At 71.8% G+C, this 15,649-nt stretch carries 17 protein-coding genes; 12 read left to right on the forward strand and 5 right to left on the reverse strand.

Features of this window, described 5'->3' with window-relative positions:
- Positions 1 to 2: 2 nt before the first annotated feature.
- From AB0J57_RS25300 to AB0J57_RS25310, 3 genes are all read right to left on the reverse strand, one after another.
- Complete coding sequence (locus AB0J57_RS25300; RefSeq protein WP_351809476.1) at positions 3 to 482, reverse strand: succinate dehydrogenase hydrophobic membrane anchor subunit; 480 nt, start codon at positions 480 to 482, stop codon at positions 3 to 5.
- A gap of 8 nt (positions 483 to 490) precedes the next feature.
- Entirely contained in the window at positions 491 to 871 is a 381-nt protein-coding gene (gene sdhC, locus AB0J57_RS25305) for a succinate dehydrogenase, cytochrome b556 subunit (protein WP_366130560.1), read from the reverse strand.
- A 146-nt stretch (positions 872 to 1,017) separates the two neighbouring features.
- Positions 1,018 to 1,647, reverse strand: a complete 630-nt coding sequence (locus tag AB0J57_RS25310; protein ID WP_366130561.1) for a 2-oxo-4-hydroxy-4-carboxy-5-ureidoimidazoline decarboxylase — start codon at positions 1,645 to 1,647, stop codon at positions 1,018 to 1,020.
- A gap of 163 nt (positions 1,648 to 1,810) precedes the next feature.
- Here AB0J57_RS25310 and AB0J57_RS25315 point away from each other — a divergent pair, with 163 nt between their 5' ends.
- On the forward strand, positions 1,811 to 3,451 hold the full coding sequence (locus AB0J57_RS25315) for a family 20 glycosylhydrolase (protein ID WP_366130562.1): 1,641 nt from the start codon (positions 1,811 to 1,813) through the stop codon (positions 3,449 to 3,451).
- Between the two features lie 127 nt (positions 3,452 to 3,578).
- Positions 3,579 to 4,088 (forward strand): hypothetical protein, encoded by a 510-nt coding sequence (locus tag AB0J57_RS25320; RefSeq protein WP_366130563.1) that lies wholly within the window; start codon positions 3,579 to 3,581, stop codon positions 4,086 to 4,088.
- A gap of 15 nt (positions 4,089 to 4,103) precedes the next feature.
- On the opposite strand, the gene AB0J57_RS25325 is transcribed toward AB0J57_RS25320, so the two are convergent.
- Positions 4,104 to 6,803, reverse strand: coding sequence for an FG-GAP-like repeat-containing protein (locus AB0J57_RS25325; RefSeq protein ID WP_366130564.1), 2,700 nt, complete (start codon positions 6,801 to 6,803; stop codon positions 4,104 to 4,106).
- A 432-nt stretch (positions 6,804 to 7,235) separates the two neighbouring features.
- Here AB0J57_RS25325 and AB0J57_RS25330 point away from each other — a divergent pair, with 432 nt between their 5' ends.
- The 10 genes from AB0J57_RS25330 (at position 7,236) to AB0J57_RS25375 (ending at position 14,280) form a co-directional block, all read left to right on the forward strand.
- On the forward strand, positions 7,236 to 8,009 hold the full coding sequence (locus AB0J57_RS25330) for a DPP IV N-terminal domain-containing protein (RefSeq protein ID WP_366130565.1): 774 nt from the start codon (positions 7,236 to 7,238) through the stop codon (positions 8,007 to 8,009).
- 178 nt (positions 8,010 to 8,187) lie between these two features.
- The gene (locus AB0J57_RS25335; protein ID WP_366130566.1) at positions 8,188 to 9,213 is read left to right on the forward strand and encodes a hypothetical protein; all 1,026 of its coding nucleotides are present in this window, start codon (positions 8,188 to 8,190) and stop codon (positions 9,211 to 9,213) included.
- A 25-nt stretch (positions 9,214 to 9,238) separates the two neighbouring features.
- A complete protein-coding gene (locus AB0J57_RS25340) occupies positions 9,239 to 9,475 on the forward strand; it encodes a hypothetical protein (protein WP_366130567.1) in 237 nt (78 codons plus the stop codon).
- An 81-nt stretch (positions 9,476 to 9,556) separates the two neighbouring features.
- Positions 9,557 to 9,838 (forward strand): hypothetical protein, encoded by a 282-nt coding sequence (locus AB0J57_RS25345; protein WP_366130568.1) that lies wholly within the window; start codon positions 9,557 to 9,559, stop codon positions 9,836 to 9,838.
- A 54-nt stretch (positions 9,839 to 9,892) separates the two neighbouring features.
- The gene (locus AB0J57_RS25350; RefSeq protein WP_366130569.1) at positions 9,893 to 10,090 is read left to right on the forward strand and encodes a DUF397 domain-containing protein; all 198 of its coding nucleotides are present in this window, start codon (positions 9,893 to 9,895) and stop codon (positions 10,088 to 10,090) included.
- A 125-nt stretch (positions 10,091 to 10,215) separates the two neighbouring features.
- Complete coding sequence (locus AB0J57_RS25355; protein ID WP_366130570.1) at positions 10,216 to 10,647, forward strand: hypothetical protein; 432 nt, start codon at positions 10,216 to 10,218, stop codon at positions 10,645 to 10,647.
- A 66-nt stretch (positions 10,648 to 10,713) separates the two neighbouring features.
- Positions 10,714 to 11,274 (forward strand): RNA polymerase sigma factor, encoded by a 561-nt coding sequence (locus AB0J57_RS25360; protein ID WP_366130571.1) that lies wholly within the window; start codon positions 10,714 to 10,716, stop codon positions 11,272 to 11,274.
- Complete coding sequence (locus AB0J57_RS25365; RefSeq protein WP_366130572.1) at positions 11,271 to 12,182, forward strand: hypothetical protein; 912 nt, start codon at positions 11,271 to 11,273, stop codon at positions 12,180 to 12,182. Before AB0J57_RS25360 ends, AB0J57_RS25365 begins: the two co-directional genes overlap by 4 nt.
- 263 nt (positions 12,183 to 12,445) lie before the next feature.
- Positions 12,446 to 13,129: an RNA polymerase sigma factor gene (locus tag AB0J57_RS25370; protein ID WP_366130591.1), complete on the forward strand. Its 684-nt coding sequence runs from the start codon at positions 12,446 to 12,448 to the stop codon at positions 13,127 to 13,129.
- The gene (locus AB0J57_RS25375; protein ID WP_366130573.1) at positions 13,129 to 14,280 is read left to right on the forward strand and encodes a hypothetical protein; all 1,152 of its coding nucleotides are present in this window, start codon (positions 13,129 to 13,131) and stop codon (positions 14,278 to 14,280) included. The genes AB0J57_RS25370 and AB0J57_RS25375 overlap by 1 nt, the downstream gene beginning before the upstream one ends.
- 222 nt (positions 14,281 to 14,502) lie before the next feature.
- Here AB0J57_RS25375 and AB0J57_RS25380 read toward each other — a convergent pair whose 3' ends face one another.
- Positions 14,503 to 15,357, reverse strand: a complete 855-nt coding sequence (locus AB0J57_RS25380) for a L,D-transpeptidase family protein (RefSeq protein WP_366130574.1) — start codon at positions 15,355 to 15,357, stop codon at positions 14,503 to 14,505.
- Between the last annotated feature and the right edge of the window lie 292 nt (positions 15,358 to 15,649).

Below are 15,649 nucleotides of genomic sequence, written 5' to 3' on the forward strand. Positions count from 1 at the left end.
GCCTAGCGGATGTTCGGGTCGAAGGTGAAGATCACCAGCGTGCCCAGAAGGATGGTGAACACCGTGGCGGTGTACAGCAGGCCCTTGAGCCACAGGCGCGTGTTCGGGCGCTCGGCGTAGTCGTTGATGACGGTACGCAGGCCGTTGGCGCCGTGCAGCATCGCCAGCCACAGCATCAGCAGGTCCCAGACCTGCCAGAACGGGGACGCCCAGCGGCCGGCCACGAAGGCGAAGCCGATCTTGGAGACGCCGCCGTCCAGCACGAGCTGGATCAGCAGGTGGCCGATGACGAGGACGACCAGCACGATGCCGGACAGGCGCATGAAGAGCCACGCGGCCATCTCGAAGTTGCCGCGGGTCGACTTCGGGGTCTTCTTGGTCCGCTTGCGGGGCGGCTCGATGAGCGGCGCCGGGTTGTCCACGTCGTAGAGGCTCTCGCCCTCGACGGGACCGACAGCGGACTTGGTGAGGTCAGTGGACATGTCTGGCGTCAGCTCCCGAACCATTCACGTGCGGCGTGGCCCAGGACGGGGTAGATCGCCCCGACCATCAGCACGAACCAGATGGCCATCACGGTCCAGAGCATGTGCTTCTGGTAGCGCGGGCCCTTGGACCAGAAGTCCACGGCGATCACGCGGAGACCGTTGAGCGCGTGGAACAGGATGGCGGCCACGAGGCCGTACTCCAGCAGCGCGACGATCGGCGTCTTGTAGGTGGCGACCACCTCGTCGTACGCCTCGGGAGAGACGCGGACGAGAGCGGTGTCCAGCACGTGTACGAACAGGAAGAAGAAGATGAGGACGCCGGTGACTCGATGAGCCACCCACGACCACATGCCTTCCCGGCCGCGGTACAGCGTTCCAGCCGGCACGGAAAAACCCTCCGGGAGCGGGATTGGGGCCGGCCGGCTTCTCTGTCGGTCTGGCCCGGCCGGGTACGGTCCACCGGCCCCGGTCATCGTAGCGACGAGTTGTCGGTTCGCTCGCTCGGGGTCCGCCAGTGTGATCAAACAGGCAATCAAACGAGCACGGACGGGCTATTGGGGTGCCCGGGTCCGGCGACAAGCCGGGACAATCTGGCACGAGCCAGGCGGCGCAGCTCGTCGGCGGCGATCGCCCGCTCCTCGTCCGGCTGGTTCCCCATGCGCGAGCGGATGCCCGCCAGCGCCTGGTCGAGCAGCTCCTCAGGCCGGTAGCCGTCGAGGCAGATCACGAACGCGTGACGGAAGCGGGCCTCGTACGCCGCGTGTGCCGCGTCCCAGGCCATGTGGGCGGCCGCGGGCGTGCCGGGCGGCAGGCCGGCCGAGGTCTCGTCGGCCAGCGCCTCGTCCAGGTCGGCGCCGGACAGGTCGTAGCTGGCCTCGTCGGCGGCGGCGAGCAGCGCGTCGAGCGTGGGGTACGGGCGGTGGGCGGCGATCCGCTGCGCCCAGCGGCGGCTGCCGCAGCAGGCGAGCAGGGCGCCCTCGGCGGCGCGGGCGGGGGCGGCGTTGAAGCGGACCAGGCCGTCGAGGGCGTGGGAGCCGGCGGCCTGGGCAGGTATGGCGCCGGTGCGGAAGGCTCCGGTGGGCGTGGCGGTGCCGGGCGTCCCTGACCTGGCCGGGAGTGTGGGCGGTCGCTTCGGGGCGCCTGCGGTGGAGTCGCCGGCCATCGTGGGCTCCTCGAAAGGGACAGCGGGAGATGTGGGGAAGATGTGAGGGAAGGGACACAACGTTACCCAGGGTGAGCGAGCGCTGTACGGGAGATGCGCGAATTTCACCCGGAAGGGAGAGTTTCCGTACAGCCATGGACAGCCCATGGACGGAGGTAAGCGCGTGAACCGGCATTCCACAGGGGGTCTCGTCGCGGCCGTGGTGCTCTCCCTCACGGTCGCGGGCTGCGGGAACAACGGCGACGGCGACCGGGGCACAGCCGCCCCGGGCACCACGACGACACCCGCGGCCACCACCACACCGAAGGCCACGACACCCGAAGCCTCGCCCACGCCATCACTCACGCCGTCACCCACACGGACGTATCCGCTCTCCACCGCGCCCCGCACCATCCCCGCCGTGCGTGAACACGAGCCCGCCCGGGGCCCCGGCTGGCGGCCCGGCAGCGGCAGCGCGGTCGTGGTCGCCAAGGGCAGCGGAGCCCTCGCCGACGAGGCTCGGCTGCTCGCCGGCGAGCTGAAGACCGCCTACCGGGGCGAGGCCGCGGCCCGCGCGGGCGACATCGAGCTGGCCCTGAACACCGGGCAGGCCGGTGGCCCCGAGTCGTACACCCTCACCACCCGGGCCGGACGGGTACGGATATCCGGGCCCGACGAGGCGGGCGTCTTCTACGGCACCCGGACCGTCAAGCAGGCGCTCCGGTCGGGCGGCACCGTGCCGGAGGGCGTCATCCGCGACCGGCCCGCCAAGCCCCAGCGCGGCCTGAACGTCGACATCGCCCGCAAGCACTTCAGCGCGGCCTGGCTGGAGGCCCGGCTGCGCGACATGGCCGACCTCAAGCTCAACCAGCTCGGCCTGCACTTCTCCGACGACCAGGCCTTCCGCATCGAGTCCACCTCGCACCCCGAGGTCGTCTCGCAGCCCCACCTGACCAAGGCCGAGGTGCGCCGCATCCTGGCGCTCGCGAACCGGCTGCACATCAGCGTCGTCCCCGAGATCGACTCGCCCGGACACCTCGGCGCGGTCCTGCGGGCGCACCCCCAGCTCCAGTTGCGCAACGTCCAGGGCACGCCCAGGCAGGGCGCCATCGACATCTCCAGGCCCGAGTCGGCGCGGATCGTCGACGACCTGCTGCGCGAGTACGCGGAGCTGTTCCCCGGCCCCTGGTTCCACATCGGCGCCGACGAGTACCAGGCGCTGACCGTGCGCGACCCGGCCGCCTCCTACCCGCAGCTCGCCAGGGCGGCGCGGCAGAAGTACGGACCGGACGCGGGCGTCGAGGACCTGGCGACCGGCTGGCTGAACGACCGCGCGGCGGTGGTGAGCGCGGCGAAGAAGAAGCCCAAGGCCTGGAACGACGGCTTCTTCTCCGGGGGCGTGATCAGCGCCCACAAGGGCATCGAGGTCGAGTACTGGACCGGCAGGGAGATCGGCGCGCGGGAGCCCATCGAGTACCTGCGCGAGGGCCGCCAAGTGGTGAACCTCAACGACGAGTACCTCTATTACGTGCTCGGCGAGCCGAACCAGTTCACGTACCCCACGGGCCGCCGCATCTACCAGGAGTGGACACCGCTGGTGCTGCGCGGTTCGTCGGCGGTGCCGGAGCGGTACGCGGACCAGATCCTCGGCGGCCGGTTCGCCATCTGGTGCGACCTGGCCAACTCCCAGACCGCCGACCAGGTGGCCCGCGGCATCCGGCTCCCGCTGCGGGCGACGGCCCAGAAGCTGTGGAACCCGGCCAGACCCCAACTGACCTGGGAGGACTTCCGTGCGCTCGCGGACAGGCTGGGCGGCGGCTCCTGAGGCGGCTCCTGCGGTACGGCCGAGCCGGTCGTCGTCGCTGAACCGATGGGTTCCCGCCACACGCAGTGACGAAATCCGGTCATGTGGCGCAGTAAGGGGAGTACCGCGTCCGCGACGGGAGACGTCCATGAGTCAGAGCGCGCAGGAACTGATCGCCGAGGCCGGTGAACGGGGGCTGGCGGCCTCCGCGCTGGCCTGCCTCGACCGCTGCCTTCCCCTGCTCGGCCCCGTGCCCGATGACCTCCTCCGCCCGTTGTGGCAGAGCGTGGCCGAGGGCGGGGCGGGCTGGGCCGACCGGCTGGCGGAGGTCCGGGGCGCCCTGGCCGACACCGACGACGCGGAGTTCGCCGTACTCGTACGGAAAATGCTGGGCGCCGCCCCGTCCGAGTGGGACGGGGCGGCGCTGCCCGCATGGGCCGAGGCGTGCTCGGTCACCGCGCTGGAGCTGCACGAACAGCTCGGCGGGGGGCCCTTGGTGGAGGGCGAGGAACGGCGCCAGGTGCAGATCCTGGAGTTCCTCGCCGACACACCGTCCGCCGGCCCGGGTGCCGCCGGGCTCCGGCCGGTACTGGACGTATCGGCCGAAGGCCGGCGGGTGCTGCGGGCCGTGGTCTCGCGCCGCGAGCGCGGCGCGTGACCGGGTGCCGGCGGCTCAGGGAGCGAGCAGACGGCCGATGTTCAGGCCCGTCCCTGCCCCCAGGCTGTTGACGCCGTAGTAGATGCCGGACGACGGCACCACGCCGGACGTGCTGCTGTTGTCGAGCTGGAGGATCACGCCGTTGTTGGCGTCCTCGCCGTCCGCGCCGAGCGCCAGGTCCGCCCGGCTGTAGCCGGACAGGTCGGTCAGCACGACCGCCGCGCCGAGCCGCTCGTTCGGCGCCGAGTCACCGGGCACCCCGGTGGTGTCCTCGGAGTACGCGACCGAGCCGGTGGCCGTCATGCCGGTGGACGAGCCGCGCAGCAGGATCGCCTGACCGGCGTTGGCCTGGTTGGCGCCGCTCCGGGTGAGGTCCTCGCCCGGCAGGCCGGTCAGGACGTCCTCGTACCCGTCGAGGTCGACGTCGCCGATCGCGACCGACGCGCCCATGGTGTCGCCGGACTCGTCGGTGTCGGGGACACCGGTGGAGTTCTGGTGGAACGTGGCCCGGCCGGTCGCCGTCAGGCCCGTGGCGGAGCCCAGCACCTGGGCGACCGCGCCGCCCGTGGCGGTGTGGCCCGACTCGGTGGCGTTCGGCTGGCCGATCGCGAGGTCGTCGTACCCGTCGCCGTTGATGTCACCGGCGGCCAGCGAGCGGCCGCCGCGCGGATAGAGGACACCGATCCGCTCCAGGCCGCTCGCCGAGCCCTTGAGGGCGACGATGCGGCCGACACCGGAGGAGTCGCGGTAGGTGATCGCGGCGTCCGCGTACCCGTCCTTGTTGAAGTCGCCGCTCGCGGCGGACGCGAAGGACACCACCGAGGTGTTGGCCTTGTCGCTCAGGTACCCGGCCTTCGTCGGGTACGAGGCGTTCTTCGACTCGAACACCCACCAGCGGCCCGGGATGCCGGGCGCGACCGACAGCACGTCGGCCTTGCCGTCGGCGTTGAAGTCGCCCATGGTGACGGCGGTGCCGAGCTTGTCTCCGTTGACCCGGTAGGCGGGCGACGTCATGTACGTGGAGCCGGAGTCCAGTTCTGGACCGGTCAGGACGGTCACCGAACCGGTGTCCGTGTGGCCCGAGTCGTCGTCCTCGCCGGGCGCGCCGACCGCCAGGTCCGCGTACCCGTCGCCGTTGAAGTCGCCGTACGCGGTGGCCGTGCCGAAGGAGTCGGAGGCCTCGTTGTCGCCCGGCACGCCGGCGCTGTCCTGGTCGATCGTCAGGCGCGAGGTGAGGCTCGGCCCGTCGGTGGTGCCACGCACCACCTTCACCTGGCCGGCGCCGCTCGCGTACTTGGGCAGCGGGGCGACCAGGTCGGTGATGCCGTCGCGGTCGATGTCGTCCGTCGGGATCGCGGAGTTGCGGCCCGCACCGGCGGCGAAGTCCCGGATCGGGGTCAGCTTCCCGTACAGGTTCTTGCCGGGGCAGGCGGTGGCGAACGCGTCCCGGTGACCGGAGATGACGTCGAGCGTGGCGCTCTCGCCCTCGTCCCACACACCGGTGTTGCCCTGCGCGGTCAGCGTGACCTTGCCCTTGGGGTTGCCGCCGTACTGCCCGAGCTTCCAGGCGGCGACGCGGGCGGCCGACTCCAGCGCGGCCCGGGTCGGCCTGCCGGCGGGCTTGCCCGCGGCGGCGTCGCCCTCGAAGTCGCCGAGGAAGGCGATGGCGGTGGAGTAGCTGTTGAAGCCGTAGGTGTGGGCGCCCTTGACCGGCAGGTCGACGCCGCCGCCCCGGCCCTCGAAGACCCGGCCGCACTTGTCGACCAGGAAGTTGTAGCCCAGGTCGTTCCAGCCCTCGGTCTTCACGTGGTACGTCATGATCGCGCGGACCATGGCGGGGGACTGGGCGCAACTGTAGTTGTTGGTGTCGACGGTGTGGTGGATGAACACCGCCTGGATCTTGTCCAGGTACTCCGGCGGGTCGGCCACCATCGACTCGTCGGCGCCCCACTCGGCGCGCGAGATGATCGGCGGCCGGTTGACCGTGGACGGCGGCGGTACCGGGACCGTCGCGGTCGGCGTCGGCGTCGGGGTCGCGGTGGACGTCGCGGTGGACGTCGGGGTCGTGGTGGGCGTCGTCTCCGTGGGCGCCGGAGCCGTCGTGGTCTCCGTGGCCGTCGGGGCGGGCGCCGTCTCCGTCCCCGCCGGGGCCGGCGCGGTGGTCTCCTCGACGGCGTACGCAGCGTTCTCGGCGGCGAAGGGCTCGCCACGGTCCTTCGGCGCCGCCGCCCCGTTCGCCGACTCGGCGGCGGTGACGCCCGGGTCGACCAGGTGCAGCTTCAGGTCCTTGGGCAGGGCCTTGCCGGAGGTCACCTTGACCTGGACGGCGGTGGAGGGGCCTACCCAGGTGGGCTCGGACGCCCCGCGCTCGGGGACCTCCGTGCCGTCGGGCAGGTGGGAGTCCAGGTCCAGCGGCTGCCAGTCGGTCCACTTGCCGGTCACGGCGTCCCGGGTACGGACCTTGGCCTCACCGGTCACCCTGGTCTTCGCGTCGCCCCAGCCGATGCCGACGAGCGAGAACTCCTCGGTCTCGGTGCTCGGCAGCGACCGCTCGCCGGCCTTGCCCGCTCCGAGCCCCAGCGTCCGCAGCTTCGCCGGCCGCTCGGCCGGCCCCTTGGCCGGACCGTCGCCGGACGGCCCGGCGACGGCGACGGTGACCATCCCCGCGCCACCGGCCACGACGGCGCCGAGGGTCAGCCAGGCTCTGCGTTTCATGCTCAGGGGTTTGTAGGCGTGCGCTTTGCGTCGCGGGCTCAAATGCCCCACTCCTCGGAAGAATTAGCGTGCTGAAAAATCAATTCAGGGTTGCTCGGCGGGAACCGGGCGGTTATACACCAGACGACGTACTCACCGCGAGCGACCGGAAAAATCGGGCGAATTGACGCCCATTTCGTCAGCGCAAGGAAAAAGCCGACCGTGTCGGGGTGTGACGTTTTTCGAGCTCCGTGCGCTCCTCTTGAGGACCGGGTAATCCGGCCACGAACAGAAGAAGGAGCTCAAGTGCGCCTTTCGCACGTCGCGTTGTCCCTTGGAACCGCTTTTGCGCTGAGTCTTCCCATGGCGGGCAGTGCGCAGGCCGGCGAAGCCGTGGGTACCGGCGGCTTGACCGTCACGGATTACAGTGCCGGTTCCGGGGTCATGCGGTTGATGGACCCGTCGAGCGGTGCAGTCTCCGGGGCCCTGGTGGAGGGCGTGGAAGGCGTCCTCTCCACGAAGACCGGCCGCGTCGCCTACATCCGCTACCGCGACACGTGCATTCCGCAGTACGAGGGCTGCACGTACGTTCCGGACCTCGTCACGGCGGCGGCCGACGGCAGCGGACAGCAGGTCCTGGTGCCGGGCGTCGAGGCCGAGACCGGCGAGTACTACGTCGGTCGCCCGGACTGGTCGCCCAACGGCAAGCGGGTCCTCTACGACACCCCGCGCGGCCTGGAGTGGATCGGGGCGGACGGCAGCGGGTCCGAGGTCCTCACCTCCAGCGGGAGCAACGGCACCTTCTCGCCCGACGGCCGCAGCATCGCGTTCCTGAGCACGACCCGGTACGAGACGCCGGACGGCTGGGAGACCAGCCAGGACGTGAACGTCATGGACCTCGTCACCCGTCAGGTGCGCCCGCTGACCACGCAGCAGCACGCCTCGACCGCGCCCGACTGGTCGCCCGACGGGCAGCGCATCGTCTACGCGGCCGAGTACGGCATACGCGTCGTCGACGTGGCGACCGGCACCGTCACGGAGCTTCCCACCCCCGGTCTCTCGGGCTTCTCGACCCCGGTGTACTCGCCCGACGGCAGCCGGATCGCCTTCCGGGCCCTCGACGACGCCACCGGTACGAGCGCCGTCCACGTCGTCGACGCCGCCGGCGCGAACCTGCACGTGCTGACGGACCGGGCCGTGACCCTCACGGACTGGATCACCAAGTAGGTCACACGACCCTGTCCTGCGGGCGGTCAGGGCAACCTTTTGCGGCGGTGGTGAGTCTCCTCAGCGATCACACCGTGATCGCACTGACGAGGAGACCATCATCACCGCGATACGCAAGACCCTGACCGCCACCGCAGTCGTCGGCGCCGTCCTGGCGGGCTCGGCCGCCTGCGGCACGGTGGAGCAGATCTCCGCCGGGAAGAAGCTCGACCAGGCCTTCGAGAAGCTCGGCAAGGAGAAGTCGATCTCCTTCGAGCTCGACCTCGACACCGACGCCGCGAGCCTGAAGGCGCTGGACGCGTCGTCGAACCCGGAGCCCGGCGACGAGATCCCCGACGAGGCCGCCGACCTGCTCAGCGGCGCGAAGATCAGTGTCACCGTGCAGTCGAAGAAGCCGATCGAGGAGTCCGGCGAGAAGGACTACGTCGGCATGGCCATGAAGGTCAGCAGCCCGGACGGCGACCTGATCGAGTACCGGGTCGTCGGCGACTACACCTACATCCGCTCCGACGTGGACGCCCTCGGCAAGGCGATGGGCGCCCCCATGCCGTCCGCCAAGGACCTGCCCCCGGAGGCGGGCGGCCTGAAGAAGGCGTTCGAGGGCGAGTGGGTGAAGTTCAACACCAAGGAGATGGAGAAGGCCGGCGCCGAGATGGGGGCCGAGCCCGGCGCGAAGCCCGCACCGGAGCCCACCCTGGACGCCAAGACCCAGAAGAAGCTCCTGGACGCCCTCCGGAAGACCATCGCCCGCGAGGTCGACTTCAAGACCACCAGCGAGAAGGACGGCACGGAGCACATCACCGCCACGGCGCCGTTCCGTACGCTGATCACGGAGCTGTTCGGCGAGATCCGCCCGTTCGCGAAGGACCTGCCCCCGGGCATGGAACTGCCGACGGACAAGGAGCTCAAGGAAGCCCCGAACACCAAGGTCACGGCCGACTTCGCGCTCAAGAACGGCGAGCTGACCGAGGTCAACATCGACCTCGCCAAGCTGGCCGAGGACGCGAAGGTCAAGAAGTTCGGCCTGGTGCTGCGGATGAGCGAGGGCCAGGCGCCCACGGCCCCGGCCGGCGCCACCGAGCTGAACATGGACGAGATCCTGGGCGGATTCGCCGGCGCGATGATGGCCGACGAGGACTTCAGCGAGGAGGACTTCGGCGACGAGGGCTTCCCCGAGGAGGAGCTCCCCGAGGACGCCGCGTAAAGCACACATCGGGACGGGGGCGCGCATGGGCTTGCTGATATCCGCGGGGCTGTTGGGGCTGCTCGCCCTCGTCCAGTGGTGCATGCGGTTCACGCAGGTGGCGGGCGGCGTGCTGTGCCTCGTCGCCGTGACCCTGTTCCTCCTCCTCCGCCGCCGCTCGACGGCTCGGGTGACCGCGTATGTGCTGGGCGGCATCGGGATCGTCGGGCTGGCGGTGTCGTCCGGGGTGCTCTGGGCCGGGCAGGAGCTGGGCGTGTTCTGAGGGGGCTCACGGGGGCACTCGTCGTCCAGGTGGTGCAGGCGGCGGCGTTCCGGGAGGTCGGCGATGGCGAGGGGTCGGCGAGTGGATCCCGTGCAGATCCTCATCCGGGTCGGCGACACCGATCCGGATGCCGGCGGGAACGAAGAGGCCTACCAGGAGTGGGTGTACCTGGCCCGCGAGGCCGGGTGGGACGTGGTCGAGAGCCCCGGCTTCCAGGAGCCCAGGGACGGCGGCACCCAGTGCGGGCTCGTGGAGATCGAGGGCCTCACCTACCGCATCCACTACGGGCCGAGAGCCCGGCTCGACGTGTCGGACGGCGAGACGGTGCTGGGGTACGCCGCCTGGGCCGAACCCGTACAGTGAGTGACTGTACGGGTGCAGACCGTGGACGGCGCGCGTAACGGCCTGTGAGCATGGGTGCATCGTCGAACCCGAACGGCCCGAGAGCCTCAAGACCTTCGGCGCTACAGCGGTGGCGACGGTGACGACTGCGTCGAGGCCGCCGCCTGCCCCTCCACCGTCCACGTCCGTGACTCCAAGGCCCAGGACGGCCCCCAGCTCGCGCTCCCGCCCACCGCCTGGTCGTCCTTCGTCCAGTTCACGGTGGCCCGTTGAGCCACGGTCCCGTCGCAGACGACTGAGTCGTGCGAATGGTTGTACGGGTTCGGTGAAGTCGCCGTATGAGAAGCCACACATTCCGCTTGCGTGACGGTTGAGATGTGCACGTCGCTGGGTCAGACATGGATGGGGACTTCAGCACTCTGCCGGGCGCTCAGCACGTCCGCGCCTATGTGACGCAGTTCGTGGCGCGGGTGACCGAGCGGAACCGGCTGCCGCTCGACTACAGCGTCGCCAGCCTGAGGCTCGTCGACCTCGTCGTCGACGGTCTGCGGCGCGACCAACCCGAGCGGTCGCGCGTCGAGCCGTTCCTGTGCGGGCTCGGTGCGTACACCGGGGAGGTCATCGTGCGGCGGGCCGGGGCGGAGTGGGTGGACTTCGACGACGGCCAGCGCGCCTACTTCGGGCAGCCGGTCGGCATAGTGATGCCGGACGGGCGGGCCTGGAACCCCCTGGGCAAGGTGGTGAACCGGTTCGAGGTGGGGGCGGAGGAGTCCGTACAGCGCTTCTACCTGATGCTGCACGGGCGTACCGCCCGCAAGGTGCTGCTGTGACATTTTCACGCGCCCGGACGCAGAAGGGGGTGGGGGAACTGTGACGGGCGGCGCGAAGAGGGAAGTGTGGGGGGCTACGACACGGAGCTCGGTGCTGCCGTCGAGCGCGCCCAGCGGGGGGACGAGGACGCGTTCGCGCGGGCGTACCGGCTGGTCCACCCAGGGCTGCTCGGGTACGTTCGCGGGCTGGTCGGCGACGACGCGGAGGACGTGGCCGCCGAGGCGTGGCTGGAGATCGCCCGGGACCTCGGGCGCTTCCAGGGCGACGGCGCCGGCTTCCGCGGGTGGACGGCCACCATCGCCCGCCACCGGGCGCTCGACCATCTGCGCAAGCAGAAGCGGAGCCCCCGTACCTCTTTAATCGAACAGGACGTACTGGACCTGCCGGGCGGCCAGGACACGGCCGCCGCGGCGCTGGAGAGCCTGTCGACGGAGCAGGCACTCGCGATGATTCGCGGGCTGCCGCGCGAGCAGGCCGAAGCGGTGCTGCTGCGCGTGGTCGTGGGGCTGGACGGCCCCGCGACGGCGCGTGTGCTGGGCAAGCGGCCGGGAGCGGTGCGCACCGCCGCGTACCGAGGACTGAAGAAACTCGCCGGGCGACTGGCGCAGGGCGGAGCTAGGGGATGAGCAGGGACAGGAAGCGACTGGACGACGGCGACGACGCCGTGGTGCCCGCCGCGCTGCTGGCGGCTGCCATACGCGGCGGCGAGATCGACCCGGCGGGCGAGGAGCGGGCGGTCGCGGCGTTCCGGGCGGCCCGGGACGAGGGCGCGCACGCGGCGGGCAGGACCCGGCGGCGCGACGACTGGCGGCCGGCCCGGGAGCGGCGCCGGCGGAGTTCGCTGCGGGCCGCGGCGATGGGCCTGGCGGCGACCGTGCTGCTGGGCGGTGTCGCGGTGGCGGCGCAGACCGGTGCGCTCCGCTCGCCGTTCGGCGGCGGTGACGGAGGCGCGGCCCCGAAGCCCCGGCCTTCGACGGCGTCCACGCCGGACGGTGGCGTGCCCGCGACGCCGCTCGCGGAGCGGGACCGCCCGCAGCAGCGCCCGGACGCGCGGCCGACGCGCTCGACACGTGAGCCCGGCGCGGAGGACAAGGACCAGGACAAGGGCGCGCCCAAGGGCGCTGACGGCGCCAAGGACGGCGCCAGGAAAGCCGACGGTGGCCAGGGCGCCAAGGACGGTGCCAAGGACGGCGCCAAGGACGGCGGCAAGGCCCCGCGTTCGGGGAACACCGGGTCCGGGAACACCGTGGGCAAGGAGCCCGGCGCGAAACCCGGCACGAAGGCGGGGCGGAAACCGGCCCCGCAGGCGGGGCAGACGGGGAAGTCCGGGAAGCCGAACCAGTCCGGTAAGCCGTCAGGGGAAGCCGGGAAGGCCGGGAAGCCGGGGCAGGCCGGAAACACCGGGAAGCCGGGGGCGGCCGGGAAGACCGGGGGAGCCGGGAAGCCGGGGGAGACCGCGCAGTCCGGGAAGGCCGGCGACACGAACGCGGCCCAGCCGGGCGCCAAGGGCGAGGGAAAGAGCGGCAAACCATGACCTGCACCCGCGTCCGGGGCGGAGGACGACCGGGGCCGCCACCCCCCACAGGAGAGGCCCCGGTCGTCGTCCACGGGTCCGTGGTACGGCCCCGTACTCCTATCAGCGCCACGCGTGCGGTTTCTGTCACACCGCACTGCGTCGCAGAGCTGTTGCAGGTTGTACAAGACGTGGACGTGATGCCGGATGACCACGTAGCGTGCTGCTGCGCGCCGGGCGTAGCAACGGCGGTGACCAGCCGCGATGACGAACAGGTAGTGGGAGTGCTGGGGGACGACGCGGAGCTGACCACCGCGGTGCTCGCGGCGCAGGACGGGGACGAAGACGCCTTCCGTGCTGTGTACCGCGCCGTGCACCCGCGGTTGCTCGGCTACATACGCACGCTGGTCGGCGACGCCGACGCGGAGGACGTCGCATCCGAGTCCTGGCTCCAGATATCCCGCGACCTCGACCGGTTCAGCGGGGACGCCGACCGCTTCCGGGGCTGGGCGGCCCGCATCGCCCGCAACCGCGCCCTCGACCACCTCCGCATGCGCGGCAGGCGACCCGCCATCGGCGGGGACGAGACGGAGCTCACCGAGAAGCCGGCCGAGTCGGACACGGCGGACGAGGCCATGGAAGCCCTGTCCACCGGCCGCACCATGAACCTCATCGCGCAACTCCCGCAGGACCAGGCCGAGGCCGTCATCCTGCGCGTCGTCGTCGGGCTGGACGCCAAGAGCGCCGCCAAGACGCTGGGCAAGCGGCCCGGAGCCGTACGCACCGCCGCGCACCGCGGACTGAAGCGGCTGGCCGAGCTGCTGGAGGCGGACGCGGGGGCCGGTGCGGCGTCCGAGAACCCGCCCGGTGCGCTGGGCGGCGTACCGCCACAGCCCAAGCGGCGGGTGGCTTCCGGGGTGCGTACCGGTGTGACGCATTGGCGTTCGCGGACGCAGAAGGACATGTGATGGCCGACGAGCGGGATGAATGGCTCGACCAGGACGCGGTGGAGAGACTGCTGCGGGGTGAACCGGTCGGCCCTGTCGACGATCACGCGCGGGAGCAGGCCCGGCGGGTCGCACGGGCGCTGGACGCCCTGCGTGCCGCCGCCGACCCCGCGACGGGCGCACTGCCCGGTGCCGCCGCCGACCCCGCGACCGGTGCACTGCCCGGTGAGGAGGCCGCGCTGGCGGCCTTCCGTGAGGCGCGGGCGGACAAGGCCGCCGGGGCGCGAGCCGCTGTGACAACGTCGTCCGGGGCCTCCGGGGCCTCCGGGGCCTCCGGGGCGTCCGGCGTGCAGGGCCTTTGTGACATTTCGGAACCGGGTGCGGTACGCGACCGGTCGGTGCCCCGCCGGCGCATGCGCTGGGCGCGGCCCGTGCGGTGGGGCCTGGCCGCCTCGGTGGCGGGTCTCGCGGCCGGCGGGGTGGCCGTGGCCGCCGGTACGGGCGTGCTGCCCGTCCTGGGCGGCGACAGCGAGCCGCTGCCCGCCGCGTCGGTGTCCGCCGCCGCCACGCCGGGTACGTCGGCGTCGGGTGAGCCCACCGGCGGGTCGGATTCCGCCACGCCCGGTACGGCCGGTGAGCCCGGGAGCGTGCCGCCGTCCGCGTCGGCGACGCCCGGGGCGGCCACGGAGGGCGCGGAGCGCGTTCCGGGGCGGCCGGACCACGGGCGCACCGGTGGCGCCGGGGACGCTGGTACCTCGGGCGGGTGGCCCGGGAGCGACGTGGGCGGCGTCGAGGGCGGGACCGGCTCGGTGTCGGGGTCCGGCTCGGGTGACAACTGGTTCGCGCGGACCGCCCAGGACTGCCGCGACTACCGCGACGGCCGTCTCGACCGCGAGCGGCGGGAGCAACTGGAGGCGGCGGCGAACGGGGCGGTCAAGCTCAAGGCCCTCTGCGACAAGGTGCTGGCCGGCGACGCCCAGTACCAGAACGGCTCCGGCTCCGGCTCCGGTGACGGTTCGGGCGGTGGCCCGGGCGACGGTGGCGACGGCGGCAAGGACGAGGGCCGCGACGATGGTGAGGGCGGCGACGACTCGGACGCGGCGCGCCCGTCCGCCTCCTGGACCCCGCAGGCTCCCGCGCTGTCGGTGCGCCGCACCGGCCTGGTCTTCTGACCCCGCACCGCTTCTGACCTGCGTTTTTAAAATTTCTTCCGCGAGGGTGTGACGTTTTTCCGCCCCATGGCGCAGTACTGAGTGAGCCGACTGGTCATCGGCAGCGCGAAGAGCCGGGGTTCCCCCCGTACCTACGGCTCAGCGCACATGGCGCGGGCGGGACACGTTCCCCCGGTCCCGCCCGCGCCCTCTCTTCTCCCCGCCGATCAGGCGATCAGGCGCTCACCAGTGGACGACGACCTTGTCGCCGACCTTCACCTGGTCGAAGACCGATGCGAGCCGGTCCTTGTCCCGCACGTTGACGCAGCCGTGCGAGCCGCCGTTGTAGCCGCGGGCCTTGAAGTCCGACGAGTAGTGCACGGCCTGGCCGCCGCTGAAGAACATCGCGTACGGCATCGACGTGTGGTAGAGCGTCGACTCCCACTCCCGCTCCTTGCGGTCGACCTTGAAGGTGCCTTCGCGGGTCGGCGTGTTCTCCGAGCCGAAGCGGACGTCCATCGCCGAGACGACCTTGCCGTCGATCATCCAGGCGAGGGTCCGGCTCTCCTTGCTGATGCACAGCACCCGGCCGGTCATGCAGCGCGCGTCCGGCTTGTCCAGCTCGTTGGTCGTCGGCGGCCGCAGCTCCTGGGCGGTCGGCTTGCGGGACGCGGCCGTCAGTTGCTGCCAGGTCGCCCCGTCGACCGTGCCGGTGGCGGACAGGCCCTGCTTCTTCTGGAAGGACGACACCGCCTTGCCGGTCATCGAGCCGTAGAAGGCGGTGGGGCTGCGGTGGAAGTGCCCGAGCTGGCGCAGCCGCGCCTGGAGCTCGCGGACCTGCTCGTTCTCCGTACCCTCCGCCATCAGGACCTTCGACGCCCCGGGCGACGCGGAGCCGGCCGGCGAGGATGCCGCCGGCTCGGCGCCACCGGCGGCCGACGCGCCCGACGACGGCGAGGCGGAGGCCGAAGGCGACGCGGGCGACGGCTTGGCCGACCCCCCGGCCGCCCCCACGGCCTGGGTGGTGCAGCCGGTGGCGGCCAGCGCGACGGCGGCCGCGGCGAGTACTGCTCTGCGTATGACGGACGTACGGTGCATGAGAGCCCCCCGAGTTGATGATCTGTACCTAATGGATGCTTCCCAGGGGTGCTTGGTTGCGCACCGCGGCGCATGCTGTGAGCAAGGTCCCAGCGTGCGGCTCTCCACCCGCCGCACGCCCGCCGCTACAGTCCGTCGCGAGGGTCGGTACCAGCGAGTAGGTCTATCGGAAGGCACAGCACATGGCGCGCGAGTCGGAGTCGGGACTGCCCATTGAGCCGGTGTACGGGCCGGACGCGCTCAGTGGGTGGGACCCCGACGAGAAGCTGGGCGAACCGGGTTCGTACCCGTT

The sequence above is a fragment of the Streptomyces sp. NPDC049837 genome, assembly GCF_040674455.1.
Lineage (GTDB): Bacteria > Actinomycetota > Actinomycetes > Streptomycetales > Streptomycetaceae > Streptomyces.

Coding starts and splice junctions, on each gene's coding strand:
- AB0J57_RS25380 (WP_366130574.1), bottom strand. CDS start 15,357: ATGCACCGTACGTCCGTCATACGCAGAGCAGTACTCGCCGCGGCCGCC.
- AB0J57_RS25375 (WP_366130573.1), top strand. CDS start 13,129: ATGGCCGACGAGCGGGATGAATGGCTCGACCAGGACGCGGTGGAGAGA.
- AB0J57_RS25365 (WP_366130572.1), top strand. CDS start 11,271: ATGAGCAGGGACAGGAAGCGACTGGACGACGGCGACGACGCCGTGGTG.
- AB0J57_RS25320 (WP_366130563.1), top strand. CDS start 3,579: ATGAGTCAGAGCGCGCAGGAACTGATCGCCGAGGCCGGTGAACGGGGG.
- AB0J57_RS25355 (WP_366130570.1), top strand. CDS start 10,216: ATGGATGGGGACTTCAGCACTCTGCCGGGCGCTCAGCACGTCCGCGCC.
- AB0J57_RS25330 (WP_366130565.1), top strand. CDS start 7,236: ATGGACCCGTCGAGCGGTGCAGTCTCCGGGGCCCTGGTGGAGGGCGTG.
- AB0J57_RS25310 (WP_366130561.1), bottom strand. CDS start 1,647: ATGGCCGGCGACTCCACCGCAGGCGCCCCGAAGCGACCGCCCACACTC.
- AB0J57_RS25300 (WP_351809476.1), bottom strand. CDS start 482: ATGTCCACTGACCTCACCAAGTCCGCTGTCGGTCCCGTCGAGGGCGAG.
- AB0J57_RS25340 (WP_366130567.1), top strand. CDS start 9,239: ATGGGCTTGCTGATATCCGCGGGGCTGTTGGGGCTGCTCGCCCTCGTC.
- AB0J57_RS25325 (WP_366130564.1), bottom strand. CDS start 6,803: ATGAAACGCAGAGCCTGGCTGACCCTCGGCGCCGTCGTGGCCGGTGGC.